The sequence below is a fragment of the Rhodococcus sp. ACPA1 genome, assembly GCF_002300195.1.
GTDB classification, from domain to species: domain Bacteria; phylum Actinomycetota; class Actinomycetes; order Mycobacteriales; family Mycobacteriaceae; genus Rhodococcus_F; species Rhodococcus_F opacus.
The window spans coordinates 200,280-222,731 of sequence record NZ_NSDX01000014.1 but is presented as its reverse complement, the minus strand read 5'-3'; the positions used below and the strand labels follow the sequence as shown (position 1 = coordinate 222,731).

29 protein-coding genes, 1 pseudogene and 1 riboswitch are annotated in these 22,452 nt (G+C 65.8%); of the genes and pseudogenes, 6 read left to right on the top strand and 24 right to left on the bottom strand.

Annotated features, from left to right (window positions below; genetic code table 11):
* Nucleotides 1–167 precede the first annotated feature (167 nt).
* Nucleotides 168–776 carry a hypothetical protein gene (locus CJ177_RS43940; protein WP_095870992.1) on the bottom strand — a complete coding sequence of 203 codons (609 nt, stop codon included), beginning with the start codon at nt 774–776 and terminating at the stop codon, nt 168–170.
* Between the two features lie 510 nt (nt 777–1,286).
* Here CJ177_RS43940 and CJ177_RS43930 point away from each other — a divergent pair.
* Nucleotides 1,287–2,108 (top strand): class II glutamine amidotransferase, encoded by an 822-nt coding sequence (locus tag CJ177_RS43930; protein ID WP_095870872.1) that lies wholly within the window; start codon nt 1,287–1,289, stop codon nt 2,106–2,108.
* A gap of 472 nt (nt 2,109–2,580) precedes the next feature.
* Here the strand turns inward: CJ177_RS43930 and CJ177_RS43925 are convergent, their stop codons facing one another.
* From CJ177_RS43925 to CJ177_RS47820, 4 genes are all read right to left on the bottom strand, one after another.
* Nucleotides 2,581–3,069: a hypothetical protein gene (locus CJ177_RS43925; RefSeq protein ID WP_095870871.1), complete on the bottom strand. Its 489-nt coding sequence runs from the start codon at nt 3,067–3,069 to the stop codon at nt 2,581–2,583.
* A 282-nt stretch (nt 3,070–3,351) separates the two neighbouring features.
* Nucleotides 3,352–3,729, bottom strand: coding sequence for an SHOCT domain-containing protein (locus CJ177_RS43920; protein WP_095870870.1), 378 nt, complete (start codon nt 3,727–3,729; stop codon nt 3,352–3,354).
* A gap of 571 nt (nt 3,730–4,300) precedes the next feature.
* Nucleotides 4,301–4,882, bottom strand: a complete 582-nt coding sequence (locus CJ177_RS43915) for a transglycosylase family protein (protein ID WP_005570332.1) — start codon at nt 4,880–4,882, stop codon at nt 4,301–4,303.
* Between the two features lie 8 nt (nt 4,883–4,890).
* Nucleotides 4,891–5,104, bottom strand: a riboswitch (cyclic di-AMP (ydaO/yuaA leader).
* A gap of 610 nt (nt 5,105–5,714) precedes the next feature.
* Nucleotides 5,715–5,873 (bottom strand): hypothetical protein, encoded by a 159-nt coding sequence (locus tag CJ177_RS47820; RefSeq protein ID WP_166680860.1) that lies wholly within the window; start codon nt 5,871–5,873, stop codon nt 5,715–5,717.
* A 152-nt stretch (nt 5,874–6,025) separates the two neighbouring features.
* Between CJ177_RS47820 and CJ177_RS43910 the strand changes: the two genes are divergently transcribed.
* Together CJ177_RS43910 and CJ177_RS43905 are read left to right on the top strand one after the other, a co-directional pair.
* A complete protein-coding gene (locus tag CJ177_RS43910; RefSeq protein ID WP_095870869.1) occupies nt 6,026–6,685 on the top strand; it encodes a pyridoxamine 5'-phosphate oxidase family protein in 660 nt (219 codons plus the stop codon).
* Between the two features lie 66 nt (nt 6,686–6,751).
* On the top strand, nt 6,752–7,426 hold the full coding sequence (locus tag CJ177_RS43905) for a ScbR family autoregulator-binding transcription factor (RefSeq protein ID WP_179443456.1): 675 nt from the start codon (nt 6,752–6,754) through the stop codon (nt 7,424–7,426).
* Between the two features lie 60 nt (nt 7,427–7,486).
* Here the strand turns inward: CJ177_RS43905 and CJ177_RS43900 are convergent.
* From CJ177_RS43900 to CJ177_RS48985, 6 genes and pseudogenes are all read right to left on the bottom strand, one after another.
* Nucleotides 7,487–7,979, bottom strand: a pseudogene (locus tag CJ177_RS43900) (hypothetical protein).
* Nucleotides 7,980–8,316: 337 nt separating this feature from the next.
* Complete coding sequence (locus CJ177_RS43895) at nt 8,317–9,120, bottom strand: GvpL/GvpF family gas vesicle protein (RefSeq protein ID WP_095870868.1); 804 nt, start codon at nt 9,118–9,120, stop codon at nt 8,317–8,319.
* The gene (gene gvpJ / locus CJ177_RS43890) at nt 9,117–9,482 is read right to left on the bottom strand and encodes a gas vesicle protein GvpJ (protein WP_095870867.1); all 366 of its coding nucleotides are present in this window, start codon (nt 9,480–9,482) and stop codon (nt 9,117–9,119) included. Before gvpJ (CJ177_RS43890) ends, CJ177_RS43895 begins: the two co-directional genes overlap by 4 nt.
* 288 nt (nt 9,483–9,770) lie before the next feature.
* On the bottom strand, nt 9,771–10,046 hold the full coding sequence (locus CJ177_RS43885) for a hypothetical protein (protein ID WP_095870866.1): 276 nt from the start codon (nt 10,044–10,046) through the stop codon (nt 9,771–9,773).
* A gap of 245 nt (nt 10,047–10,291) precedes the next feature.
* On the bottom strand, nt 10,292–10,648 hold the full coding sequence (locus CJ177_RS43880; RefSeq protein ID WP_095870865.1) for a hypothetical protein: 357 nt from the start codon (nt 10,646–10,648) through the stop codon (nt 10,292–10,294).
* Nucleotides 10,645–10,770 carry a hypothetical protein gene (locus tag CJ177_RS48985; protein WP_257015015.1) on the bottom strand — a complete coding sequence of 42 codons (126 nt, stop codon included), beginning with the start codon at nt 10,768–10,770 and terminating at the stop codon, nt 10,645–10,647. Before CJ177_RS48985 ends, CJ177_RS43880 begins: the two co-directional genes overlap by 4 nt.
* Before the next feature lie 762 nt (nt 10,771–11,532).
* On the opposite strand from CJ177_RS48985, the gene CJ177_RS43875 reads away from it, so the two are divergent.
* Nucleotides 11,533–11,781 (top strand): hypothetical protein, encoded by a 249-nt coding sequence (locus CJ177_RS43875; RefSeq protein ID WP_095870864.1) that lies wholly within the window; start codon nt 11,533–11,535, stop codon nt 11,779–11,781.
* A 71-nt stretch (nt 11,782–11,852) separates the two neighbouring features.
* Here the strand turns inward: CJ177_RS43875 and CJ177_RS43870 are convergent, their stop codons facing one another.
* Nucleotides 11,853–12,164 carry a hypothetical protein gene (locus CJ177_RS43870; protein WP_095870863.1) on the bottom strand — a complete coding sequence of 104 codons (312 nt, stop codon included), beginning with the start codon at nt 12,162–12,164 and terminating at the stop codon, nt 11,853–11,855.
* A gap of 279 nt (nt 12,165–12,443) precedes the next feature.
* On the opposite strand from CJ177_RS43870, the gene CJ177_RS43865 reads away from it, so the two are divergent.
* Nucleotides 12,444–13,091, top strand: coding sequence for a TetR/AcrR family transcriptional regulator (locus CJ177_RS43865; protein WP_095870990.1), 648 nt, complete (start codon nt 12,444–12,446; stop codon nt 13,089–13,091).
* A 76-nt stretch (nt 13,092–13,167) separates the two neighbouring features.
* On the opposite strand, the gene CJ177_RS48980 is transcribed toward CJ177_RS43865, so the two are convergent.
* The 5 genes from CJ177_RS48980 to CJ177_RS49665 all read right to left on the bottom strand — a co-directional run bounded on the left by CJ177_RS48980 (nt 13,168) and on the right by CJ177_RS49665 (nt 16,026).
* Entirely contained in the window at nt 13,168–13,620 is a 453-nt protein-coding gene (locus tag CJ177_RS48980) for a hypothetical protein (protein WP_257015014.1), read from the bottom strand.
* A 63-nt stretch (nt 13,621–13,683) separates the two neighbouring features.
* Nucleotides 13,684–14,094: a PAS domain-containing protein gene (locus tag CJ177_RS43855; protein ID WP_095870862.1), complete on the bottom strand. Its 411-nt coding sequence runs from the start codon at nt 14,092–14,094 to the stop codon at nt 13,684–13,686.
* A gap of 314 nt (nt 14,095–14,408) precedes the next feature.
* The gene (locus CJ177_RS43850) at nt 14,409–14,876 is read right to left on the bottom strand and encodes a DUF4190 domain-containing protein (protein WP_095870861.1); all 468 of its coding nucleotides are present in this window, start codon (nt 14,874–14,876) and stop codon (nt 14,409–14,411) included.
* A gap of 357 nt (nt 14,877–15,233) precedes the next feature.
* The gene (locus CJ177_RS49670; protein WP_373560087.1) at nt 15,234–15,470 is read right to left on the bottom strand and encodes a hypothetical protein; all 237 of its coding nucleotides are present in this window, start codon (nt 15,468–15,470) and stop codon (nt 15,234–15,236) included.
* Between the two features lie 91 nt (nt 15,471–15,561).
* A complete protein-coding gene (locus CJ177_RS49665) occupies nt 15,562–16,026 on the bottom strand; it encodes a hypothetical protein (RefSeq protein ID WP_373560086.1) in 465 nt (154 codons plus the stop codon).
* A 322-nt stretch (nt 16,027–16,348) separates the two neighbouring features.
* Here CJ177_RS49665 and CJ177_RS43840 point away from each other — a divergent pair, with 322 nt between their 5' ends.
* The gene (locus CJ177_RS43840; RefSeq protein ID WP_095870860.1) at nt 16,349–17,614 is read left to right on the top strand and encodes a hypothetical protein; all 1,266 of its coding nucleotides are present in this window, start codon (nt 16,349–16,351) and stop codon (nt 17,612–17,614) included.
* 101 nt (nt 17,615–17,715) lie between these two features.
* Here CJ177_RS43840 and CJ177_RS43835 read toward each other — a convergent pair whose 3' ends face one another.
* The 7 genes from CJ177_RS43835 to CJ177_RS43805 all read right to left on the bottom strand — a co-directional run bounded on the left by CJ177_RS43835 (nt 17,716) and on the right by CJ177_RS43805 (nt 22,247).
* A complete protein-coding gene (locus CJ177_RS43835) occupies nt 17,716–17,943 on the bottom strand; it encodes a hypothetical protein (RefSeq protein WP_257015013.1) in 228 nt (75 codons plus the stop codon).
* A 131-nt stretch (nt 17,944–18,074) separates the two neighbouring features.
* Complete coding sequence (locus CJ177_RS43830; RefSeq protein ID WP_095870859.1) at nt 18,075–18,302, bottom strand: gas vesicle protein GvpG; 228 nt, start codon at nt 18,300–18,302, stop codon at nt 18,075–18,077.
* 3 nt (nt 18,303–18,305) lie between these two features.
* The gene (locus CJ177_RS43825) at nt 18,306–19,130 is read right to left on the bottom strand and encodes a GvpL/GvpF family gas vesicle protein (protein ID WP_095870858.1); all 825 of its coding nucleotides are present in this window, start codon (nt 19,128–19,130) and stop codon (nt 18,306–18,308) included.
* A complete protein-coding gene (gvpJ, locus tag CJ177_RS43820; protein WP_095870857.1) occupies nt 19,130–19,498 on the bottom strand; it encodes a gas vesicle protein GvpJ in 369 nt (122 codons plus the stop codon). Before gvpJ (CJ177_RS43820) ends, CJ177_RS43825 begins: the two co-directional genes overlap by 1 nt.
* 305 nt (nt 19,499–19,803) lie before the next feature.
* Nucleotides 19,804–20,220, bottom strand: coding sequence for a gas vesicle protein GvpJ (gvpJ, locus tag CJ177_RS43815; RefSeq protein ID WP_095870856.1), 417 nt, complete (start codon nt 20,218–20,220; stop codon nt 19,804–19,806).
* Nucleotides 20,217–21,665, bottom strand: a complete 1,449-nt coding sequence (locus CJ177_RS43810; RefSeq protein WP_095870855.1) for an SRPBCC family protein — start codon at nt 21,663–21,665, stop codon at nt 20,217–20,219. Before CJ177_RS43810 ends, gvpJ (CJ177_RS43815) begins: the two co-directional genes overlap by 4 nt.
* 6 nt (nt 21,666–21,671) lie before the next feature.
* Nucleotides 21,672–22,247, bottom strand: coding sequence for a hypothetical protein (locus CJ177_RS43805; protein WP_095870854.1), 576 nt, complete (start codon nt 22,245–22,247; stop codon nt 21,672–21,674).
* Nucleotides 22,248–22,452: the final 205 nt, after the last annotated feature.

The following is a 22,452-nucleotide window of genomic DNA, read 5'->3' as shown; positions in this document are numbered from 1 at the left end:
GTGGGCTCGGGCGGGTGTCTCCCGCGTATAGGAGGAGCCGGAGCCCCGGAAGAGATATCCGAAGCTGTGATGCCAACCCCTTCGAGGGTCAGCCCATTCTCCTCTGCCCAGCGAGGGCCGATCGCAGCAGAGAGGGAGAGCACTGCGGTGGTGATCGGAGTGCACCGCTAGGGGGAGGTGCCGCCGGACTTGCCGGTGGACGGCGCCGGCTTGGCCTTCGCCTTGCCGAGGGCGTCTTTTGTGGCGGGCGGCACCGTGGACGGCGTCGACTGTGCAGGCGCCGCCTTGGCAGACGTCGACTTGGCGGCGGCTCCCTTTGCCGGCGGTGCCGGCTGCGGCGCGGGGGTGGTCGTGCCCGCGGGTTCGACCGCGGTCCCGGCTTCGGCCTTCTCCGATCTGTGCGTTAGGTCTCCCAGTTTGCTGCGCGTCCAGGACCACGCGCCTCCAGCTGCTCCCCCGAGCACTTCGACTGCATGTCTGGCGGTGTGCGCGGCACCCCCGACCATGGTCCTGGCGGTGGTGGCGCCCAGGACCTCGAACACCGCCGGGGTGGGGATCTCCTGGGGAAGCTTCGGCTTGATGTGCTCGCCGAAGAACGCGTCGTGATCGGCCTGGGTGTCCCAGATCTCGGAGACGGTGAGGCCGTCACCTTCGAGGAAGGCGTAGTGGGCGATGAATCCCTTCGCCGATTGGAGATCGTCCAGGGTGACCTCCGCGATCGCCGAGTACTGATCTTTGGTCATGCCCGGTGCGTGGTGACGAACTACGACTGACATGCTGTTGCCCTTTCCGAGCGGTTGTCCGGGACCCGACAGGTCCACCGAAGTTTGAAGTGTGATGCACCTCACATTACTGGGCCGCGGTTTTGTTCGAGCCGAATGCTGGAGAGTCACCGCTACGTACCCAACTTCACCAGGCGCAAAGGCGGCGGGCGTCGCTGGTTGGACCGAGTGCACAGTTCTCCGCCGGTAAGGGGCGAAGATGCGCCCGGTGCCCCTTGACGAAGCACCGGCCGAGGGGGCAGGTTTACCCGAGCGAGATGGTCCGTGCCCTGGTCGGCGTGTGGCTGTTCGCCGGATGCCGGACCGACGAAATTCGCCGACGGGAACTCGACTGCGTCGACCAGGACGAAGACCGTGACGACAAGACCGCTACGGCCATGCCGATATGCGGAGTCGTTGATTCGCCGTAGGACGGTGACCATACGGTCGGGCTTCGGGGTCTGTGCCTGTCAGGGCTGTCGCAGGCAGGTTCGGCTCTGCTTGAATTGATGTATGTGCCGGTGGATGGCGTACTCGGGTGAGCCGATCCTCGCGGAAGACCTGTTGTTCCGCCCTAAACATTCGCTGATCGACCAGAGTCTGCACTCACGTCTCGGAGCGACGACCACGAATGGTGACGGCTTCGGTATCGGCTGGTACGGCGAGGGCACCGAACCGGCGGTGTACAAGAGCATCGAACCGGCCTGGAACGACAGCAATCTGCGGGAGATCGCCGGTCAGGTGCGGACGCGGATGTTGCTCGCGCACGTGCGGGCTTCGACCGGGACACCGGTGCAGCGCAGCAACTGTCACCCCTTCCGGCATGCGCAGTGGTTGTGGGTGCACAACGGCGCACTGCGCGGTTTTCACGAGATCAGGCGTGAGTTGGTGATGGCCGTCGACCCGGCGCTGTTCCTCGACATCGAGGGGTCGACGGACTCCGAAACCTTGTTCTTCCTCGCCCTGACGTTCGGCCTCGTCGACGATCCGTTCGGTGCTGTCGCCCGTGCGGTCGGCTTCGTCGAAGACGTCGGTCGCACGCACGGGGTGGAGCATCCGGTGCAGATGACCGTCGCGACCACCGACGGCGAATCGGTGTGGATCTTCCGCTATTCGAGCGAGCGACAGTCGAGGTCGCTGTTCTTCTCCACCGAGATCGCGAAGCTACGCGCACTGCACCCCGAGGTCGAGGTCCTGCACCGCCTGGGCGGGGAGACTCGCTTCGTGGTCTCCGAGCCTCTCCGCGACCTCGAAGGAGCGTGGAACGAAGTTCCCGAATCATCGGCCGGGGTAGTCCGGCCCGGCGACGACGAAGTCCGGCCCTTCGAACCGATCTCACCGACATGAGGTCGCGCGGCACCGATATCAACCGGTGACCACACCACGTGTCGTTGCCATTTCGTGTGTTGACCCTTCTCCGTTGCGGGGCAGACGATGAACGAATGCGCGGAGACGACGAGTTGATCGAACTCGTGGACCCGGCTCACCGGGGTGTGCTCGCCACCCGGTAGCGCTCGATCAGTCGGGTTCGGACGACATCTATCTCATGTTCTTCGCGGTCGTCCATGCCACTTATTGTCCGCCCGGCCGGGCTGGTAGGAACACGTTTCGGGTCCCATTACCTGGGGTTCCACGGCGGAGACCGCGCACTCGGTACACGGCCGGGTGACAGGGATCGACTCTGGATGCTCGGGCCGAGGCATTCCCTTCGGTGCACCTGCGGTGGTGGGTACCCGCTGATGATCGGGACGAGTTGGTGGTCCCCGGTGGTGGCTCGGTGATGCGGCCGGGTGTATGGCAGTGGCTGTGACTGTGACCGCTACCTTCCTGCACCGGATTCGGAGGCGGTAGGGAACGGGCTGGGGCCGAGAGCAACGATGATCGAGGTGGGGTGAAGTCCGATCTCGCTCCAGCTGGTGGTGACGGTCAGCGACCCGGTCCGCGGGTAGGCGCCGATCCAATACAGCGGCGTCGTCCGATACGGACCGGATTCGCCGCAGTGGGGTTCGCTCCGGTGAATCGCGTCGGCGGGTCCGTCGCGGTCGTCGACGCGGACCAGCACCGTCAGATAGGACCACCGCGCCGACCAGTCGTGCGGGTCGGTCAGGGAACGGGTTTCGTAGCGGGCGAAGTCGGCGCGGATCCCGGTGACCCGAAGCGCCAGTTGCAGCAGCAACCCGGACGCGAACGCAGTGACCGTCGACAGTTCGAGGGTCAGGTCTGTCTCGGCCGCGATCGGCATCGGCGCGTGCACGCGAAGACCCCGATCTGCAGGCGGCGCGATGGCCGGCCAACGATGGCGGCGCATATCTCATCATCGCACCCCTCATCACCCACCGGGGTGCGATCGGCCCGGCGAGGATCACCGTTTTCGGTTCCGGAAGTCTCTGTCCCGCAAACTGTCCGGAGTGCCGTTCCGGGAGGGTGCGTGCCGCATCGTGATCAGAGGACCCGATCGGTACAGGCCGGAGAGATCCCTGCATCGTCCGCCTGGCCGTGGCGTTGCGGCGGGCGACTGACCCGGCCGCCACGAGGCGGCGGACGCCGACACCGGGGTACGCCCTGCGCCCGCGCCCCGCGTTCGCGGCGACTAGGTCAGTGCTGTGCTCTTGAGCGTCTCGAACTCCTGCGGGGTGATCGCCCCCGAATCGAGCAGCGCTTTGGCGTCGGCGATCTGCTGGGCCGGGGACTTGCCCGCGACCTCCCGGATATGGGTGTCCTGGGCCTGTTTGATCTGCCCGAAGGCCGCCGCGGACCGCTCGGTCATGCCCTGATTGCGCACGATCAGGTAGATCAGCGCCGACAGGAACGGGATCAGGAACAAGAACAGCAGCCACAGCGCCTTGAGCCACCCGGACATCTGGTGGTCCCGGAACAGGTCGGTGATGATCGCGAACAACACTCTCAGGTAGGCCACGAACAAGTAGAAGACGAAGATGAACCAGAAGAACTCCAAGAAACTGTCCATGGTGGGTGTTCCGTCCACTCGGTGATTCTCCGGTCAGGAGGCCGGACACCGCCGCCCAGTGGTCACAGTTTCCCACCCACAGCCCAGGTCATGTGGGAAAACAAGAGTGGGATCGTTGTTCGTCTATACATCGCCAGCGCCGGCACCTTGCCCCAGCACTGGACTGACGATCATCAGTGTCGATGCCTTCGCCGACAAGTCTTCCCTCTGACTTTGCAGCTCGTCGAGACGGCGAGCTGGAACGGAAGATGCCGCGGGAACGCGTGGGAGGGCTGACTCGGTCAGGTCCAGCAACGACATAGAGACACGGCCGCCCCGGGGCCTCGGTCAAGGGAAACCGAAAATCTGACCGGCGTGCTCGAAGCAACAGTGCGTGACCCTTCCAGGTCGGGCCCCACCGCCAGGCTCATCCGCGGGCTGACAGCCCAAGAATCCATCGGCGTCGACAGGCGACCGGCGGAGTCGCTGCCGTATGCGCATCCGCACACCGTGATCAACCGCTGACCCGACGACAGAAGAGGGGCCCTGCACCGGATCGGTGCAGGGCCCCTCTTCTGTGAATTGCGGGGGATTACTGCGGGAGCAGTCCCTTGTTTGCGTCGATGAGCTGCAGGATCTGGGGATCGATCGCGATGCCCTGAGCCTTGACGGCCTCGATCGCGCTGTCGACGGCGCCGGCGTACTGCGAGGTGCCGTTGGTGCTGGGGACGCCGCCCGTGAGGTCGGGGAGTGCCGGCGCCGCGGGGGCCTCGGGCACGGTTGCGGGGGCGGTGCGCTGGGTGGGTGCGCTGCTCAGGCCGAGGCTCGAGGAGCAGGACGGCCATGCGCCCCAGCCCTGGGAGTCGAGGACCTTCTCGGCGACGACGATCTGCTCTTCACGCGAGGCCTGGTTGGCGGTGGCCGCGTACTGGGTTCCACCGTGTGCGTTCCAGGTGCTCGGGGAGAACTGGAGTCCGCCCTGGAAGCCGTTTCCGGTGTTGATTCCCCAGTTTCCGCCGGACTCGCACTGCGCGAGGCGGTCCCAGTCGGAGTCGGGTGCCGCGTTCGCGGTGCCCGAGAAGGCTGCTCCGGCGACGCCCATGATGGCGCCGGTGACGGCGACCTTGGCGACGGTGCGGCCGGTGGTGGTGGGCTTGCGATGGCGTCCGCTCATAGTGGTCGAGATCCTCTCCACACGCGCCTGCGAGGTCAGCTGTCGGGTTCGGGCTGAGAGGTCGCCCGGCCTCGCCTCTCCTGGCTGGAGAGGGTCTGGCTTCACCCCAAGATCCGAGTGTGCGAGGCACATTCGGGCCGGTGTCCGTCTGAGAACTTGCGTTCCCTGGAGGACTTTGGGTCCCCCGTCCTCGTCCCTGGAATGCTTCGTCGGGACTCCGGTACCCGCGGGACGAGGTTTGGCGCGGCGGGCCGGATGTGGCCGATGTTTCCTCGGCCGGTGACGACGGTAACGGGCCGAGGCCGCAGTGTCACCATTTGATAACGCGGAGTGTCTTCGCCTGTTGCGGGACCACATTGGAGGCACAGAGACCATGCCCAGCTAGTAGCGACGAGACGCGGGCATTGCCGAACCGTGGCCCTTCCGTTACCGGGCCGTTATGTGAGGAAGCTCACGCCACCGGGGTGCGTCGACGATCTCCTTGGCCGTGCCCTGAGCGGAGATGGGGATGGGTGGGATGAGTGGATCTGACACTCAGGGTCCGATCGGTGGGCGTTGTGCGTCTTCGGCGCGGCGATGGCCCGGTAGACAGTGGAGGGGCGAGATTGATCAGCTGAGGAGGAAGACGGTTGCGATGGAGGGGATGGGCGCAGGGCGTGCGAAACTCCCGGGCCGGCCGTTGACCGGTCCCGGCCCTGCGGGCCACCTCAGGGCAGCCGCGCTCCCGCAGGAAACCCAGGACGAGAGCGCTGAACTCGTCGGTCCGCTCCAGCATGAGCGCGTGGCCGGTACACACTCCCACATCGGTCGTGCTGCACGCCCCGGAGAAGTGTTACTCGATGTGCCCGGACGAGTCGATCTCGGCGGATACCTCGTCGAGGCGGCGTTTGGCCCGCTCCAGCCGGCCCTCGAGTTCGAGGACTTCCACCACTAACTCGTCCCGCTCGGCCAGCCGGCGGGCAAGCTCGTCTCGAGGGGATTTGGTCTTCATCCATTCACGGTACGCCCAGGTCACCGACCGATGCCTGCCCCGGGATCGCCCGCGTTGCAGCCCTCCCATGGTGTTGTTGCGCGGCGCGACGCACCCGCGTGGGTCCCGTAGGGTGAACCGGCCAATGATGCCGAACCGTAATGGAGAGACAGATGAGGCAGCTCGGTAGCGCCGGAGAACGAGACCTCCAGCATCGGTACGGCACCGTCGAGCGTGCCGTCCGGTTCTACGCCGAACAGGTGCTCGACCATCTCACTCCGGCCATGATCGACTTCGTCGGCCGCCAGGAGATCGCGTTCGTCGCCACCGCGGACGCGGCCGGCGAATGTGACAACAGCCTGCGGGCCGGCGCACCCGGATTCCTGCACGTGATCGACCCCAAAACCCTCGCCTACCCCGAGTACCGAGGCAACGGGGTGATGGCCAGTCTCGGCAACATCGCCGAGAACCCGCACGTCGGACTCGTGCTCGTCGATTTCGTCCACGATCTGATCGGGCTGCACATCAACGGCGCGGCGCGGATCGTCGAGGACGAGGTGCTGCGCTCCGAACTCCCGGATCTACCGGGCGACTGCGCGCCGGGACGAATCCCGCAGCGGTGGGTGATGGTGGAGGTCGAAGAGGCATACATTCACTGCCGCAAGCACATTCCCCGCATGGAGCCCGTTCCGCACCACCGGGACTGGGGAACCGACGACGCGAAACGCAAGGGCGGTGACTACTTCGACGCGAAAGACACCCAGCGATACGACAGAGCGGCGGCGACCGCACCGCCCGAATCGACTCCGGCCTTGCCGTCGAGGTGTTTCTGACGTGGCTGAGCGTCACGGTCGCCGGCCGCCACTGACCGACGGGGGCACGCGAGAAGAGCCGGTCTCGTGACCCAGAGACGGGCACACCTGACCCGGTGCGCGTTACTGCAGCGGGCGGCGGAAGAATTCGACTGCCACGGGTATGTGCACGCGACGTTGAATGCGATCTCCGGGAAGTCCAGCACCACCAAAGGCGGCCTGTTTTTCCATTTCCCCACGAAGGAGCACCTTGCCCGCGCAGTGATCGACGAGGGCTTCCGAAGATTCGAGCGGGCCTGCGCACAGCGGATGGCCACCCATTCCCGTGCATTGGAAACCCTCATCGATCTCTCCTATGTCCTCGCCGACTACGGCCGCGACGATCCGCTGGTGCGGGCCGCGTTCCGGTTGCTCTTCGAGATCGGCGACTACCGCGGCGACCGCGGGGCGCCGAGCATCTTCGAGACCTGGACGCTGCACTGCCGAAACCTCGCCCTTCGGGCCGGCGAGGAGGGGGATCTGCGTGCCGGCATCGACCCGGACGAGCTCGCCGAAGTCCTGGTGGAGTTGGCCTTTGGGGCCCGGGTGCTCGCCACGGCGACCGGCGCCCTCGACAGCCCCACGCACCGGGTCACCACCGGATGGACACTGCTGCTGCCGACCCTCACCGACCCGGCCGCCGAGACGTATTTCCGGCAGTTCGCCGCCCGGCGCAGGCCCACCACGGTCTCCCCGCGGGGCATGGAGCCGACCGCGTCCTGACTTGCGGTGCCACCGGCCGCGCCGTCGGCGGCCGCCGACACTGGTTCTAAAGCGTCCCCGCTATGCGGTGATGACGTCAGGCGGATCGGGAAGGTCGACATCGAGAAGAAAGTCGAGCCAGATGAGTGCGTCGGCCAGCGCTTCCGCCCGCATCGTGATGTCGAAGTGCTGCTCGGCGGCGGTGAGCGACCGCACCCCGTCCGCGAGATCCCCGGCGAGTAACGCCGACACCGTCCGCAGGACCCAACGCCCCGATTCCGGCAACTCGTCGACATCGACGTATCCCCCATCGGTGAAACGGAGCTCGAGAATGAACCTCTCCCCCGGACCGGCCGCGCCCAGGCGCGCGATGATCACGTCGACGATCGCATCGACCACCCACGCGAGCACCTCGCCGTAGTCCGACCGGCCGTCGGTGGGGTGCGGTTCGGCGCACAGCCGGGATACCCTCGCACGAGAACCGGGCGGCGTCACGGTCACCGGCCAGTTGCAGCAACCGGCCACCGAGAGCTGCGGCCGACGAGCTGGTGGGGCGGCCTGCGTTCGATCCCATCCTTGGGGAGTGCCCGACCCCGTGCATCACGACACAGCCCGGTCCATGAAGCGCACCGACACCACCGGCATCCGCATCGGTGCCCGCGGCAGCCAAACCCCCGGCAGATCTCGCAGGCGTCGACAGCATCACCGCATCCCGGTCTATCGCCACCGCAGTACGAGCCCTATCGTCACCGCAGCACAGCCTTCCTCGAGTTCCTCGGAGCGCACGCCGAACCACTGCCGGATTGCGCATCGCCTGCTCGCCTGCTGACGCTGGATCATTCCGCCGGCGAGATCACACCCTTCACCTGCCGGATGGGCAGCGGGACGATGACTGACAGCAGACCCCTCGGTCAGCCCTCCGGCTTCGGTGCCACCACGAAGTCGTACGGTGCCATCGGGCCGACGAGGCGCATGGTGACCCGGTCCTCCCAGCGCGCGGCAAGGTCTCCGACCGTCTGCTCGAGTTCGCGTTGCCGGTCCACCTCGAGCAGGACCGCGAGCTGGACGGCATCCTCGTCGTGGGTGGGTTCGCGGACGGTGACGGTGTCGGTCAGCGGTGCCAGCACGTCGAGAGTGGTGCCGGTGTCCGTCTCCCGCTTGGCCTCGAGGGCGTGGCCGATCATCTCCCCCAACGCCATCCGGTCATCCCGGGAAACCTCCTCGGGCTGGTCGCGGATCGCCTCGAGCAGGCTGGTGGCCTTCGGGCTCTCGTCGACGATCTCCCGGATGATGGCCTCCTCGACGTAGCGGCCCCTGACCAGGTACTGGGCGAAGCCCTCCAGTTCCTCGAGAGCGGAGGCGAACTCGTCCTCGTGTTCGGCAAGCAGTTCGTTGACCACCGCGTCGCGGTCGGACACGACGGCACCGAACCGCAGCGGCAGCACCGGCGCGACGTGCGAGGTGCCATCGAGGATGCGGGCGTGAGCCTGCAGATCCGCGGGGGTGCCGAGTCGTTGGTCCGGGTCGATCTCGCTGACCAAGGCCGCGATGTCGCCGTGGGTGACGATCTCGATCGGGGCGTCGTGGATGCCGGTGGCGTCCTCTTCGGGTTGCACGTCGGCGGGCACGATTCCGTACACGTAGATCACGGCCATCGGAGCACCCTCGTTGTTGTCGTTGTTGTCGTCGGTGTCGGTGTCCTCTGGGGAGGTCATTTGTGCCTCCGTCGGGGTGCCGGTTCGTGTTCGCTCGAGGTTCCGCCGAGTAGCTCACCAAGCGTCTCCCCCACGCCCTCGAGGACACCCTTGGTCTTGGACTTCGTGCTGCCACTGCCCTTGACGTCGGAGACGAGGTCGCTCAGGCCTTTCGGTTCGCTGCCGATCGCGAGCCGGTTCGCCGCCTCGGCGAACCGCAGGTAGGTGTCGACGCTGGCAACGACGATGCGTGCGTCGATGGTGAGCAGTTCGATGCCGACCAGCGAGACCCGCACGTACGCGTCGATGACCAGGCCCTTGTCCAAGATGGTGTCGATGACATCGGCCAGGCTGCTCGAACTCGGACCACCCGCTGTGGTCATTGCTGTGCTCCTCACTTCCGGCTCCCAGGTGTTTTCGCCTGGGCGCGCCGATCCCGACCGACCGCGAGTACCCCACCAACCTTCCCCCTGAACAGGGCCCCGACGACCGCGAGCGTTGGCGGAGTCGGCGGCATCGCCGATGCCGCCAGCGCATCAGCCTCGGCCCAACTCCGGCGGCCGGACGCAGGGCCCGGGGCGTGCCTCGGCCGCCGCTGCGGCGTTCGAACCGCACAAAGCCCTCGTCGATCACGCCACCGGCAAGGTCCGCTTGCGAGGTGGTCGGCGCTCTCATCCGACAACGATGAGTACGCCGACCACCGCGACCGCGAGTACCGAGGCGCCGACGCAGGTCATCCATGCCGGCACTGCAAGCCGGTGCCAATCGCGAACCCGGGACGCCGCGTCGACGGTGCGCAGCGGTGACTCCGGATCCGCGGCGGCAGTGTCAGCTGATCGGTGCACTCGGCGGCGAGATACCGCGTCCGCGGTGACCGCGACGCCGACGGACGCGACGATCACCACCAGCGTGGCCACCAGGACCACGACCATCCAGGGCATGTTCATACCAAGCACTTCGGATCTCCTGTTTGCGTGTGGTGTCCGCACCTCACCGCGATCGGTCCCGCCGCCTCGTGCATCGCCGAGACAACCTCCCGTGTTGCTCGGCGTCCCACGCTCCATCCCACTCGTCGACGCCCGAGACCACCTTCGAGCAGGTAATTCGCCGGGGCGCGAGGAGATCGAACCTCCACGTGTGATTCAGATCATTTGTCGTCCCGGCCCGGTAGGGCCCGATGAGCGCAACCCGTTCACAGCGGTGCACCCGGGGACTTGCGTTCGCGGCGGCGACGTTGGAAGCGCTCCCGCTGTTCGTCGAGAAGCAGAACCCCTCGCCGCTGCATCTCGTGAGAGTCCCGGGCGATCACCGTCCGGACCAGCACGATGTGCCGATCCAGGTCTTCGGCTCGCCGGGCCGCCTCCTCATCGTCGAGTAGCCGCGCAGCCAGCCGGTCGCAGTCGATGAGGAGTTGCTCATACGCCAATCGTGTCGAGGCCTGCTCGTCGAGCCGGGACAGCACGCCCCATTCCGCCAACTGCAACGGTATGCGGGCCAGGTGGTAATTGAACCGCAGAAGGGCCAGCGCCGAGCCGCGCAAGGTTGTCACGATCGGGCCGCTATCCGGCACTCGTGCACGTTGCGCAGCGCCTGGAGCACGGCCACATCCCGGGGTGTGGTCGCGTCGCCGAGTGGCGGATCGGCCGCGGCGGGGTCGAGTCCGATCAACATAGCGGTCCTCTCCGAAAAGGAAATACCGGCCATCTTTAGTGGCAGCGAAATGCCTGGCGACCGCATCCAAAGTCGCTTTCTTATATACCCCACATTCCGCCACATGCTGCAATCGTGCATTTCGGTTTTGGGTGCGCCCGAAATCCGGGTCACAGTGTCGACCTTCCCTGCCCGTCGACATGCGGGTAACCCCCGGCGAGGCGGTCATGGTGAGCTGCTGCGCCCGAGTCCCCGCGACGGTGTGGAGCAGGCGGTGGCATACACGTACGTGCTGATCAGGGCGGTAGCCCGGCTGCCCCCAGGCGAGCCGGGCCACCGCTGTCCCGGATTACTCCGTCGGTCAGCTCAGCCCGATGCCGCCGCCGAAGGTGACGCTCAGCCACTTCAAAAACGCCTCGAACGCGACGCTGAAGTCGATTCCTGCAGAACCCATCAGAATTCACTCCTCCACTGGTGATGAAAATCCACGGGATCGTCGATCGCCGCTTACACCATTTATCGCGTTCGCAATCTCGGGACGTTTCACCAAACCCGAGAAATTCTCACATATTGAAATTTAACAACCGTCCACATTGCTGGACAATTGATCAAAATCGCCGTTCCAGTGAGAGTTCGTGTGTTTCTCGTGTTTATTAGAGCGAATTGTGAGCAACCAGAGAGACCAGAGGCGGGTGAGCGGCACACCCTCCCGGGAGCGCCGGATGAGGCTTCCCCGGCGAGGTGCTTATGATCCGGGTCGCAGCGAGCGGAAGGTGCAGACCGATGCCCGAGAAAAAACACAAACCGACACCCGAGCCCGGCCCACTGGGCACAGGCGCACGAGTGCTGGTGCGCCGGCCATCCGAAGCGGACCAGACCGGGCAGATCATCGAGGACTACGCCGAGCTGACCGACACCGACGAACACGGGCACGCCTGGGCACCGGTGCACCGGTGGGCGGTCGCCCTCGACGACGGGCGGCTGGTCTTCGCCGACACCGACTACCTGACCGCGGACCCGAGCACGCAATGATTCACCGGTAGACCGACCCTGGCCGGTGGAACAACCAGCCAGGGCCATGCCCCCGGGACCGACCAACCGGGTTACCTCACCGCCACGCTGCCGGTGAAGAAGAACGGCGCCGTGCCGCCGAAGCAGAAGACGGTCGCGTTACCTCTCACGAAACCGCTGAGCTTTCCCGCAGCCCCGGGTCCGAACGCACCGGTCTTGAAGTTGAAGCCCGAGTCGAAACCGAAGCAGGTCCAGTTCTCACCGGCGGGGACCGTCACCACCACTTCCCCGGTCGCCCCGGCGCTCAGCGCCGGTACCGCGGCGGCGGTACCGCCCGCGAAAACCATCGCGGGCGCGAGGACCGCCGACGCGATGGCGGTGCGGACCGCGATCTTCTTCGTCATGATGCTCACCTCATTCTGAGAGTCCCCGACTCTTGCAGCGAACGGGTGGCGGAACAGCCCCACACAGCCCCTCTGGGCGCCGATTCGGGCACCCGTTCGTGTGAACACATCAGGATTGCCCCGAAAAACAGCAGGTGAAACGGCGGAACGGGGTCGAAGCTCGAGTACGCAGCACCCTCTCCGACGACCGCTGACTGCGCCCGGTATCGACAAGGAGACCCGCGAACGTCTCGTGCGATTCGTCTGCTGGTGGGACGTGCGAGCGCATACGATCCGCTGATGCAATGGCTTCCCGCGGAAGTACGCCGTGGACAGCTCATCGATACCGCGCTCATGCTCGCCGCGCAACAGGGTGTCGCCGCGTTGACCATCCGCCGCGTAGCCGAGGCCGCCGGGGTGTCGCTCGGAGTGGTGCACTACCACTTCGAGGACAAGGACGAACTTCTCACCGCGATGGCGGAAAGCCTGATCCTCGCCATCAGCGAGTCGATGCGCACGGCGTTCACCGACCTCATCGGAACCGCGCACCCGCGCGGCATCGAGGGCCTTCGTGAACTCCTGCGGGCCGGCATCGGGGGCCTGTGGCCAATCATCGAGGCCACCCCCGACCAGCAGTTGCTCACCTACGAGATCACCGCGCAGGCCCTCCGGCAACGCGGGGCCGGCCACGCCGCGGCCGGGGCGATCGCCGCCCGGCAGTACCGCACCATGGACACCGAAGCGGTGGCATTCCTCGACCTGTGCGCACACCGGGCCGCCGTCACCTGGAGCACGCCCGTGGATCAGGTCGCCCGCTTCGCCCTGGCTGCGCTCGACGGACTGGTGCTGCGCTGGCTCGTCGACCGGGACGGCGACGCCGCCCTCGCCGCACTCGACGACCTGGTACAGATCATCGCCACCAAGGCGGTTCCGGATCGGCCCGGATGACCTGCAGAACCTCGATCCCGATGTTCGAACACACGTCGGCCGCGTTCGATGGGTGGTAGGGAGTGATCATTTCCGATCACCTCCCGGGCGCCGAGGACGGTCCGGGCATGGTGGTGTGGATGCGTTGTGCTCGTGCGTTTTCGTGGTCGACGATCGCGTCCTGCCACTGACAGTCCGAGCATGCGCGGTCCGGTGCGCAGGGATGAGGAACCCCGAGCCGGGCGCCGATCTGTGCCCAGGACGCGCCCTGTGTCAGGGCGGCGGTCACCGCCCGGGCGAGGAGTTCCTCGCCCAGCTCCCCGGGCGGGGCGAGCTGAGTGCGATCGTCGTCTCGGTGCTGCCGCCGCCGATCCTGATGGTGGACTGGCGGCATCTTCGGGACTGTATCGGACCCCCAGCCGGTGACGAGGCGACGTTCGCCCGCGGCGAAGTCGGAGCGCCGGCCACTCCAAGTGAAGGACGTGTCGTTCGAGACCGGCGTGCCGCTCCCGCAGTGGTAGTCGACATCGAGCGGGAGATGCTCGCTCATCTCCGTGCGCGGCGGCGCCCCGCCGCATCGGGCGCAGGCCAGTAACCGACGCGATCGCGGCCTTTACCCTAAGGTCGGCGCGTGTCCGCCGTCCCACAGTTGCTCGGTTACGTCGTGGAAGCAGACGAGCAGCACCGGGTCGTCCGCCCGTGTCAGCACGGACTTGCTGATCGCCGCCCGCACGGCAGAACCGTCTCGGTGTGTGAGCGTCACGATCGTGCCCGCCGACTGTTTCAGATCCTCTGTGACCGGCCGCGGAGGGGACGCCGTCGGGAGCAGGTCGCGCATCGATCGCCCCGAGAGCGCATCGTGCGGATACCCCAACATGGCCTCGAACGCGCTATTGACGTGCACGACGTGACCGTCGCGGTCGAGGGCGAGCACCGGCACCGGGAGCCGTTCCAGCAGCACCAGCGCGGGAAGTCCTTCGAGGTAGCCCAGTGCGGTATCGGGATCCGCACGTCGTCTCTCCATAATGATGTATCGAGGGTGCGGCCTCACTGTTACCCCCGACGCTGGAACACCGGCAGCGGCGGCGACCCCTCGATCGGGCCACGTCGACACCCTGACGCAGCCCGCCCGTCCTCGCGGCCGAGGGTATGAGGACGGGCCGGGCCCGCCGGGACGTCATGCAGCGTCGCCCCGCCACGCGACGAAGCCCTTCAGCGGCCTATTTGGGAAAATTGCTCTCGCAGTCACCATATTTCACGGCGAGCTCTCCCGATGAGTCCCTGCTCATCGGTGGACTGGTCGAGACGTTCCTCGTGACACCCGGTGCCCTGGTGCTGTCAGGGCTGCCGGACCTCGACGTGGTCGGGGAGTTTGTCGCGCATCTGGTCCACCTGCTGCTCGATCCGGTCGACGGCACTGTCGTTATTGAGGACGGTGACCACGCCGGCGGCGAAGGCGATCGAGATGACGATCGCCAGCGCACTCAGCACGAGGCCGGCGATCGCCACCCCCTTCCCGGTGATCCCCACCCGGCGGGCCGCCCGCACACCGAAGACACCGAGGATCAACCCGATGATGCCCAGGACCAGTCCGATCGGGGACAGGATCACGATCAGCACACACACGAACGCGGCAGTCCCGACGGCGAGCGCGAATGCCGCGGCCGCGCTGGTGCGGGCGGGCTTGGTCACCACCCGCTCCTCCACCGCGACCGGGCGGTCATCGACGACACCGCGGTCGTCGACCCCGGGCTCCATCCGCCGCGGGTCGTCATCGCGTCCCGGGCCGGTCAGTGGTCTGCTCATCGCTTACCTCCGTGTCGTCGATCCGCCGCATTCGGTGCGGGCGGCACACCCCTTCGCTGCCCGGTATGCCACCCACAACGCATGCCCAGCTCACACGTGTTCCAATCCGACGAGCCGACCACCGGGTGGCCGTCACCACGGGCGGCGGTTTCTCTCGGGCGTGGGAGGTGCCACCGCTGCGGCGATCACCAATCCCCGAGTCGGCGCCGCGGAACTGTCCGCCGGCTCCGGGGCGTCATCACGCTCGCGTAGCGGGCGGGGTATCCGGTCGCGGGGCACCACCCCCGCCACCCCCGGGACGGCAGCGGGTGCTGCCCCCTACGGCCTGACTCGCACAGATTTAGTGTGCAACGCTAACTACGAATGCGGGATGTCCAGTGCGGTGAGGATGCGGGCTGCGTCGGCGGTGAGTGGGTCAGCGGCGGTGTGGGGTTGGCCAGCGATGGTCAGGCTGATTTCTCGCAGGGGCCGGAGGGCTTTTACGATGCGTCCGATCGAGATCCCGGTCTCGGCTTGCAGGTAGCAGGCTACGGCGAGGGCGGTGAACACGACGGTGAGCTGGGCTTCGATCGCGTCTCGGGTGTGGTGGAACATCGGCCGCGCCGTAGGTCAGTTTTCGACATGCGGAACGACTGCTCGACGTGCCAGAGGTCGTGATATTTTCCGAGGACCTCGCCCGGTGTCATCAGGGTGGCGGAGAGGTTGGCGGATGTAGCCCTTCAACCCGACCAGCGACCGGGCCCGGGCGAGAGATGCGCTGTCGAGGGTGCGGCCGCCCGCGGTGGTCTTGACGAACCGCGTCGATTTCGGTGACTTCGCCCCGTCGACGACCTTGCGGGCCCGGGCGTCTTGGGGCGTTCAGGGTTTGGTTGTCGCGGACGGCGCGGCGCTTCGAGTACTGCCACACCGCCCGCCACGACTTCGGATGTCCGGCTGCGTCCCAGACGGGTTCGGTGCGGTGACGGACAATGTTGACGGTGCTCTTCGCATGCCTCGGGGTGACGGTGTCGATGATCTGACCGTCGGTGAAAACGTCACCGTTCCAATGGAAATGGTTCGCCAGATCAGCGGGCGCCTTGGTGACACGAGACCCGACGATGAACTTCAGGCCGGCGTCGTCGAGGTCCTTGAGGTTGCCGGCCGACAGCATGCCGGCGTCCGCGGCGACGACCATCTCGACACCGGCGATGTCGTGCCGGGTCTGGAACAGCCTCAACACTGCTCGAATGAGAGTCAATCCCAAGAGGTGTATAACTATGCAAAATTCATGCCGATACGCTCGGACCTACTGTTAAACAGGACCAACCGGTCTTGACCTTTCGCCGACCAGCAGCGGACGATGAAGGTTCCTAGATTTTCACCCATCTTCCCGCCGGAATCCGTGGCCCCACCGCACTCCGTCAGCAAGACCACAGCTTCACGACGGCCGGCGTGTACGTCGGTTGAAGAGTCAATTCGAAAGGCAACCTGCCATGGGCAGCACGGACCTCATCACCTACTTGAACTACATGTCTACGTGGGAGACCGAATCAGATGAAAACATCGACGGCATTATTTCTGAGCAGGCTCTCTTTGTAAATCTTGGAGAATTCGATTCAGACACGGCGGTCAACGCCGAATTCACGACGCTGTACGACTTGTCGTGCGAGGTGCGTAACCTGACCGTTGCGAAGGACGCTACCCAGATTGCCGCCGACGGAGCCGCGGTAGCTGCAATCTGGTCTTTCGGACTTGGGATGGCAGCGTTCGCCGCTCTCCAAGCTGCCGAGATAATTCAGGAAAAAGTTATTTCATCGAAGTCAACCGATCTCAACAATAAGCTGACATCGGTCGACGCTGACATCTCCGCTCAAATCAACTCGCCGGTGAGTGATTACGTCGCTAAATACAAGCAAAACAACAATCTGATTGCGAGCAAGGCTCCGGTGGGCCTCGACACGCGAACATGTCGAGGCCTTCTACTGCAATTCTTAGCGCAGGTGCAGAGAAACACGACGTTGGATGTTGGGACTTTCAAGCAGTACGCTGAGTCCGCGCGGCGTCTATACAACAGCGACGAGATAAACGCGGTCTACGATGCTTTGGATACGCTGAATCTCAGTCAAAAGACTGATGCCGACGTCAAGAAATTCATGGACTTTCTGGCGGGTTTTAATTTCCCTGGTAAGACTGAGATATCCATGGTCCAAAATGCGTGCATAGCGATTATGTTTTATAAATTGAAAATTGCGAACGCCACCATTAGGGAACAAGCAGAAGCTGCCGGCCTTCCTGTGGAGGAAGTAGACGCCACTGCTTTTGGCGCCATGGATGCTGTCGGCAAGTTCATCGCAGTTGTCGCCGTCGTCATGTCGGTAGCGGACGTTGTGTTTGAAATCCTGGACATTGAGAACGTAGTCACCCAGTGTGACAAGATGTGCGATCAACTGAACGGGCCCATTAAGCAAAGCTACCTCGACTATTTTAACGGAATAAAAACGTCAGCGCGTGCATACAAGGCGGCAATCCAGCCCGACTCTGGCAATAGCGCCGGACGCGACATCCAGCAGATGCAGAATCAAATACAGCAGTGGGGCTCGATCACCCAATTCGGGATCCAGATCGCGGAGATCACGGGTACGGCAGATAATCCCGATCAGAAAAGCGGAACAGCAACCAAGACGGACCACGCGTTCTCGGGCTACAACGGGAGCTGGGAAATCGGAAACTGGGGAGACACGCTCAGATTCACCAACTAGTGGTGGTCGGCGTTAGTTCGTCGGGGGTTCAGGTCCACACGGTGGGGTCGGCGAGATAGAGGCCGCAAGCGGTGTCCAGGGCGTCCTCGGCGCTGCCGGCGCTAGCCGGTGGGCAGGTAGGAGTTTTGGTAGTCGTCGTGGTTGGCGTAGCCGGCGTACTTCAGGCGGCACAACTGCAGGGTCTGCCCGTCGGTCAGGACGGCGTCGACATAGGCGTACGGTGCCCGGGACCGCAGGTCGATCCGGGTGATCGCGGTCCATCGGTCGAGAGCGCGGGCGGACAAGCGTTGGCGCAGCGAGGTCTTCGTCGAGTCCGGGATGGCAGCCATGACGGGACGGCGCAGCGGGTGCTGTCCCCTACGGGCACGGGAACCGCAGCAAGCGCTCCGACAACTGACATGACAGTGAGGTGCCGCGGAATCGGATGGACCCCGCCCGCACCGCTCCAGTGCCCGAATCCCTAGGGCGATCCCGTCAGCCGGTCGATGAGCGCCTGTTGCGCCTGCTCCTCCTCTTCGGCCGTGATGTCACCCCGGGCACGGGCCTCGTCGAGTTCCTCGAGTGCGCGGCGGATGGCCGCCGGATTGTGCATCTCCTCCTCGACCTGCCGTTGGATCAACTCCGCCAGCGAGATCACACCCTTCACCGGCTGGAGTGGCAGCGTGACGATGAATGACAGCAGTCCCATGGTTCAGCCCTGCCCCGCCGGATTCTGGGTGACCACGAAGTCGTAGGCGGCCATGGGCCCGAGCAGCTTTATCTCGACCCTGCCGTCCCACTCCTGGGCCAGTTCCCCGATTGCCTGTTCGAGTTGGTCCTGCCTGTCCACGTCGGCGAGCACCGCCACCTGCACGGCCTCTTCCTCGTGCGTGGGTTCGCGGCGGTTGACGGAGTCGATGAGGTGGTCGAGGGCCTCGACCGTCTTGCGGGTGTCTTCCTCGCGCTTGCCGGCGATCGCGTTGTTCACCAGTTCCCCGAGCGCCATCCGCGCCTGGCGGCCGGCGTCCTCCGACTTGTCCCGGATCTCATCACGCAACTGCGCCGCCTGCTCGTTCTCGTCGAGGATCTCCCGCAGGATCGCCTGCTCCACATACCGGCCCTTGACCACGTACTGAGCCTTTCCCTCCAATTGTTCGAGGGCCGCCGCGAACTCGTCCGCATGTGCCGAGAGCAGTTCCTCCTTCACGGCGTCGGCGTCGGTGAGCACCGCACCGAACCGCAGCGGCAACACCGGCGCCACCCGGGACGTCCCGTCCAGCACGTTCGCGTGGGCTCGGAGGTCTTCGGGTTTGCCGATCGGACGGTCCACGGACATTGCGCTCACCAGGGCGGCGATGTCACCGTCCGTGACGACGTCCACCTTCCCGCCGGCGACCCCGGTCGCGTCGTCCCCAGGTTCGACGCCGGCCGGGACGATGCCGTAGACGTACACCCCCGCCGTCTGCTTCTTGTCCGACTTGTCCGACTTCTCTGTGTTCTCGCTCTTCTGCTTCTTCGCCTGCTCCGATGTAGCCATCACCTGTCACCTCGAGTCGACTTGCGCGACACCCGTTCCCGTTCCGGTTCCTCTTGCCCGCCGCCCAGCAGGCCGCCGAGCTTCTCTTCGATGGCGCTCTTCGTCTTCGACTTCGCAATCTTTTCCGTCCCGCCCGACACCAGATCGGACAGCCCCTTCGGCTCGCTGCCGATCGCCAGCCGATTCGCCGCCTCCGCGAACCGCAGGTAGGTGTCGACACTGGCGACGACGATGCGGGCATCGATGGTCAGCAGTTCGATGCCGACCAGCGAGACCCGCACGTACGCGTCGATGACCAAGCCCTTGTCCAAGATGGTGTCGATGACATCGGCCAGGCTGCTCGAACTCGGCCCACCCGCTGTAGTCATGCTCATGCTCCTTGCTCCCCCGCTATCGCCCCTGGCAACGCCGGTGTGCGAGCGGCTCGGCGACGTGTGGCGGTACCGGTCGTTCCTCGGCCCGCTCTGCGCTCTCGCCGCCGCCTCGTCCAGCTCGCCCCTGTGGCACACCCGAAGTGGAGAGGTAGGTGCGGACTACCGGACTACCCGGATCGGCAGTTGTTCAATCGATCAAAGGCCGCCTGGGACTGAGTAATTCGACGAATACACCCCTGCTCGAAACGGTGCGACCGGTCGGCTCCTCGGGTGCCCGTTGGCCTGTTCCGACGTCGACATCACTTGTCCCCGCGAGTGGACTTGCGTGAAACCCGTTCGCGCTGAGGTTCTTCCTGTCCGCCGCCGAGGAGGTCGCCGAGTTTCTCGCCGGCGGCCCCGAGTGCGCCCTGGGTTTTCGATTCAGACTCGCTCTCGCCGCCGCCCCCGGCCAGGTCCGTCAGGCCCTTGGGCTCGCTGCCGATCTCGAGCCGGTTCACCGCCTCCGCGAACCGCAGGTAGGTGTCGACGCTGGCGACGACAACGCGGGCGTCGATGGTCAGTAGTTCGATGCCGACCAGCGAGACGCGCACGTACGCATCGATGACCAGGCCCTTGTCCAAGATGGTGTCGATGACGTCGGCGAGGCTGCTCGAGCTCGGTCCGCCGCTGACTCCCCCGCCGCCACCGCCACGACCTGCGGGTTGTATCGACGTCATCGCCGCGCTCCTTGCTTCGAGGCGGCCGACTTGGCCGCGGTCTTGCGCGGGCGGCCTCGGCGTGCCGGCGGCTTGTCCTCACTGGCGGACGCCGTCTTGCGCGGGCGGCCACGGCGTGCCGGCGGCTTGTCCTCACTCGCGGCCGCGGTCTTGCGCGGGCGGCCACGGCGTGCCGGCGGCTTGTCCTCACTCGCGGCCGCGGTCTTGCGCGGGCGGCCACGGCGTGCCGGCGGCGGCGATGTTTCCTCCTCCTCGTCTTCGTCTGTCTCCTCCGGCTCCTCAGCCTCGTCCTCCTCCGGCTCCTCGTCCTCCTCCGGTTCCTCGTCCTCCTCCGGTTCCTCGTCCTCCTCCGGCTCCTCAGACTCGTCTGTCTCCTCCGGCTCCTCGTCCTCCTCTGGCTCCTCAGACTCGTCTGTCTCCTCCGGCTCCTCGTCCTCCTCTGGCTCCTCGTCCTCGTCTCTTTCGGCGGGCTCCTCGTCCTCGTCCTCGTCGCCCTCGTCCAGCTGCGCGTCGTCCTGCTCGTCCTCGTCGGGCTGTGCTTCGTCCTCGGCCGGTTCCTCGTTGTAGTCCTCGGACTCCTCGGGTTCGACAACCTTGCCGTCCCGGATCTCCCCGCGCCAGCCCTCGACTTCGTCGGGATGGAGAACAGACTGGGTCATGACATGGCGTCCGAAATGCTTCAACTCCAAGCGTGCTCGACGTCCCTGTGCACGCCACAGATTTCCCGTCTTCTCGAACAAGCCCTTCGGGTGATACTCGAGGATCAGAACGATGCGGGTGAGATCCGGGGTCACCTCGTGGAACGTCACCGCCCCGTCGATGAAACCCTTGGCACCCTTCGAGCGCCACACGATCCGCTCATCCGGGACCTGCTCGATGATCGACGCTTCCCAGGTCCGGTGCGACAAGAAGATCTGAGCCTTCCACTCGAGCTTCTCGTCCGCCTCCTGCTCCACCCGCTCGACCTTCTTCATGAAGGAGGGAAAGTCGGCGAATTGGGACCACTGGTTGTACGCGAGTTGCACCGGGACACCGACATCGATCGTTTCGACGATATTGGTCAACTTGAGCTTCTTGCCCTTGCCCCCGCCACCGCCGCCTGTGACGGCGTCCTTCAGATTCGACGCCGTCCCCTTCACCTTGTCGGTCAGCCCGGAGAACAGTGACTTACCATCGCCCTTCTCGTCCCCGTCACCATCACCGTTGCCGTTTCCGGTGCCGGTGACCGCGGACAGCAGGCTTCCGCCGCCGCCCTCGGCGTAATCGGTGAGCCTCCCGGTCGCGCCCTGCACCTTGTCGGAGACGGTGGAGACCGCCTTGTCGGTCACGGTGCCGAGCAGGCCCTGCGCCGCCTTCTTCAGCGGTGACACCGATGCGGCCTCACCGGACGCACCGGACACGTTCTGGCGCAGCTTCTTCGCCGCATTGTCGAGATTCGAGGTCATCGTCGTTCACTTCCGGCTGCGTCGTATGGGGATGACATCGGTTGTCGCCTTGGCGTGCGATTTCCGGGTGCGGGTGGGGGTTTCGTCCTCGTCGTTGTTCGACGACCGGGACCGTGACCGGGTGGGCCGGGAACCACCGCTGCTCGAGGTGCGGCGGCGCGGGGCCGGGCGCTTGCGGGCGCGGGGCGCCTCCTCCTCGGCGGTCTCGTCCTCCGCGTAGTCGTCGTCGTAGTCGTCCTCGGGCTCCTCGTGCCGCCTGAACTTCGCCCCCTTCCCGCCCGCGGCCTCGTCACCGCCCGATTGCAACCGCGAGTTGAGTGAGTCGATGCGATGGCTGGCCGCGGTCACCGCGGCCGTCTTCGCCGCGTTCATCAACTCCTTCCGGACCACCCCGCCGAGCTTGGCGACCTCGGGCGAATCCGCGAGCAGCTTGCCAGCCTGACCGAGCACACCCAGTGAGCCAGAAGGAAACCGACTGGATGCTCCGGCGCCCGCGAGCATCAGCGCCAACTTCATCTTGTGCGTGCGGCCCAGCATGTACCCGGCACCCACGGCCAACGCCATCTGACCTTTGCCTGTCATCGCCCAACCCCTTTGTCGAGAAGATGTGGTGCACCTCGGCGCCGGCGTCGGCGAAAAAGGGTGGGGCCGTGGTCGGTGGGTGGTGCCTTCGTTCCCGCCGACTACCCCGGGGCGGCGACGCTCAATCCGGCCGTACACCACATCCCCGATCCGAAACAGCCACCGCACGAAGCAGGCCGGGGCCGGCTTCCAGGGAAGCCCGCGT

What these genes read in the sequence shown, in the direction of transcription:
- CJ177_RS43940 (WP_095870992.1), bottom strand. Translation starts at nt 776, where the DNA reads ATGTCAGTCGTAGTTCGTCACCACGCACCGGGCATGACCAAAGATCAG.
- CJ177_RS43930 (WP_095870872.1), top strand. Translation starts at nt 1,287, where the DNA reads ATGGCGTACTCGGGTGAGCCGATCCTCGCGGAAGACCTGTTGTTCCGC.
- CJ177_RS43925 (WP_095870871.1), bottom strand. Translation starts at nt 3,069, where the DNA reads ATGCGCCGCCATCGTTGGCCGGCCATCGCGCCGCCTGCAGATCGGGGT.
- CJ177_RS43920 (WP_095870870.1), bottom strand. Translation starts at nt 3,729, where the DNA reads ATGGACAGTTTCTTGGAGTTCTTCTGGTTCATCTTCGTCTTCTACTTG.
- CJ177_RS43915 (WP_005570332.1), bottom strand. Translation starts at nt 4,882, where the DNA reads ATGAGCGGACGCCATCGCAAGCCCACCACCACCGGCCGCACCGTCGCC.
- CJ177_RS47820 (WP_166680860.1), bottom strand. Translation starts at nt 5,873, where the DNA reads ATGAAGACCAAATCCCCTCGAGACGAGCTTGCCCGCCGGCTGGCCGAG.
- CJ177_RS43910 (WP_095870869.1), top strand. Translation starts at nt 6,026, where the DNA reads ATGAGGCAGCTCGGTAGCGCCGGAGAACGAGACCTCCAGCATCGGTAC.
- CJ177_RS43895 (WP_095870868.1), bottom strand. Translation starts at nt 9,120, where the DNA reads ATGACCTCCCCAGAGGACACCGACACCGACGACAACAACGACAACAAC.
- gvpJ (WP_095870867.1), bottom strand. Translation starts at nt 9,482, where the DNA reads ATGACCACAGCGGGTGGTCCGAGTTCGAGCAGCCTGGCCGATGTCATC.
- CJ177_RS43885 (WP_095870866.1), bottom strand. Translation starts at nt 10,046, where the DNA reads ATGAACATGCCCTGGATGGTCGTGGTCCTGGTGGCCACGCTGGTGGTG.
- CJ177_RS48985 (WP_257015015.1), bottom strand. Translation starts at nt 10,770, where the DNA reads ATGTTGATCGGACTCGACCCCGCCGCGGCCGATCCGCCACTCGGCGAC.
- CJ177_RS43875 (WP_095870864.1), top strand. Translation starts at nt 11,533, where the DNA reads ATGCCCGAGAAAAAACACAAACCGACACCCGAGCCCGGCCCACTGGGC.
- CJ177_RS43870 (WP_095870863.1), bottom strand. Translation starts at nt 12,164, where the DNA reads ATGACGAAGAAGATCGCGGTCCGCACCGCCATCGCGTCGGCGGTCCTC.
- CJ177_RS43865 (WP_095870990.1), top strand. Translation starts at nt 12,444, where the DNA reads ATGCAATGGCTTCCCGCGGAAGTACGCCGTGGACAGCTCATCGATACC.
- CJ177_RS48980 (WP_257015014.1), bottom strand. Translation starts at nt 13,620, where the DNA reads ATGAGCGAGCATCTCCCGCTCGATGTCGACTACCACTGCGGGAGCGGC.
- CJ177_RS43855 (WP_095870862.1), bottom strand. Translation starts at nt 14,094, where the DNA reads ATGGAGAGACGACGTGCGGATCCCGATACCGCACTGGGCTACCTCGAA.
- CJ177_RS43850 (WP_095870861.1), bottom strand. Translation starts at nt 14,876, where the DNA reads ATGAGCAGACCACTGACCGGCCCGGGACGCGATGACGACCCGCGGCGG.
- CJ177_RS49670 (WP_373560087.1), bottom strand. Translation starts at nt 15,470, where the DNA reads ATGTTCCACCACACCCGAGACGCGATCGAAGCCCAGCTCACCGTCGTG.
- CJ177_RS49665 (WP_373560086.1), bottom strand. Translation starts at nt 16,026, where the DNA reads ATGCTGTCGGCCGGCAACCTCAAGGACCTCGACGACGCCGGCCTGAAG.
- CJ177_RS43840 (WP_095870860.1), top strand. Translation starts at nt 16,349, where the DNA reads ATGGGCAGCACGGACCTCATCACCTACTTGAACTACATGTCTACGTGG.
- CJ177_RS43835 (WP_257015013.1), bottom strand. Translation starts at nt 17,943, where the DNA reads ATGGCTGCCATCCCGGACTCGACGAAGACCTCGCTGCGCCAACGCTTG.
- CJ177_RS43830 (WP_095870859.1), bottom strand. Translation starts at nt 18,302, where the DNA reads ATGGGACTGCTGTCATTCATCGTCACGCTGCCACTCCAGCCGGTGAAG.
- CJ177_RS43825 (WP_095870858.1), bottom strand. Translation starts at nt 19,130, where the DNA reads ATGGCTACATCGGAGCAGGCGAAGAAGCAGAAGAGCGAGAACACAGAG.
- gvpJ (WP_095870857.1), bottom strand. Translation starts at nt 19,498, where the DNA reads ATGACTACAGCGGGTGGGCCGAGTTCGAGCAGCCTGGCCGATGTCATC.
- gvpJ (WP_095870856.1), bottom strand. Translation starts at nt 20,220, where the DNA reads ATGACGTCGATACAACCCGCAGGTCGTGGCGGTGGCGGCGGGGGAGTC.
- CJ177_RS43810 (WP_095870855.1), bottom strand. Translation starts at nt 21,665, where the DNA reads ATGACCTCGAATCTCGACAATGCGGCGAAGAAGCTGCGCCAGAACGTG.
- CJ177_RS43805 (WP_095870854.1), bottom strand. Translation starts at nt 22,247, where the DNA reads ATGACAGGCAAAGGTCAGATGGCGTTGGCCGTGGGTGCCGGGTACATG.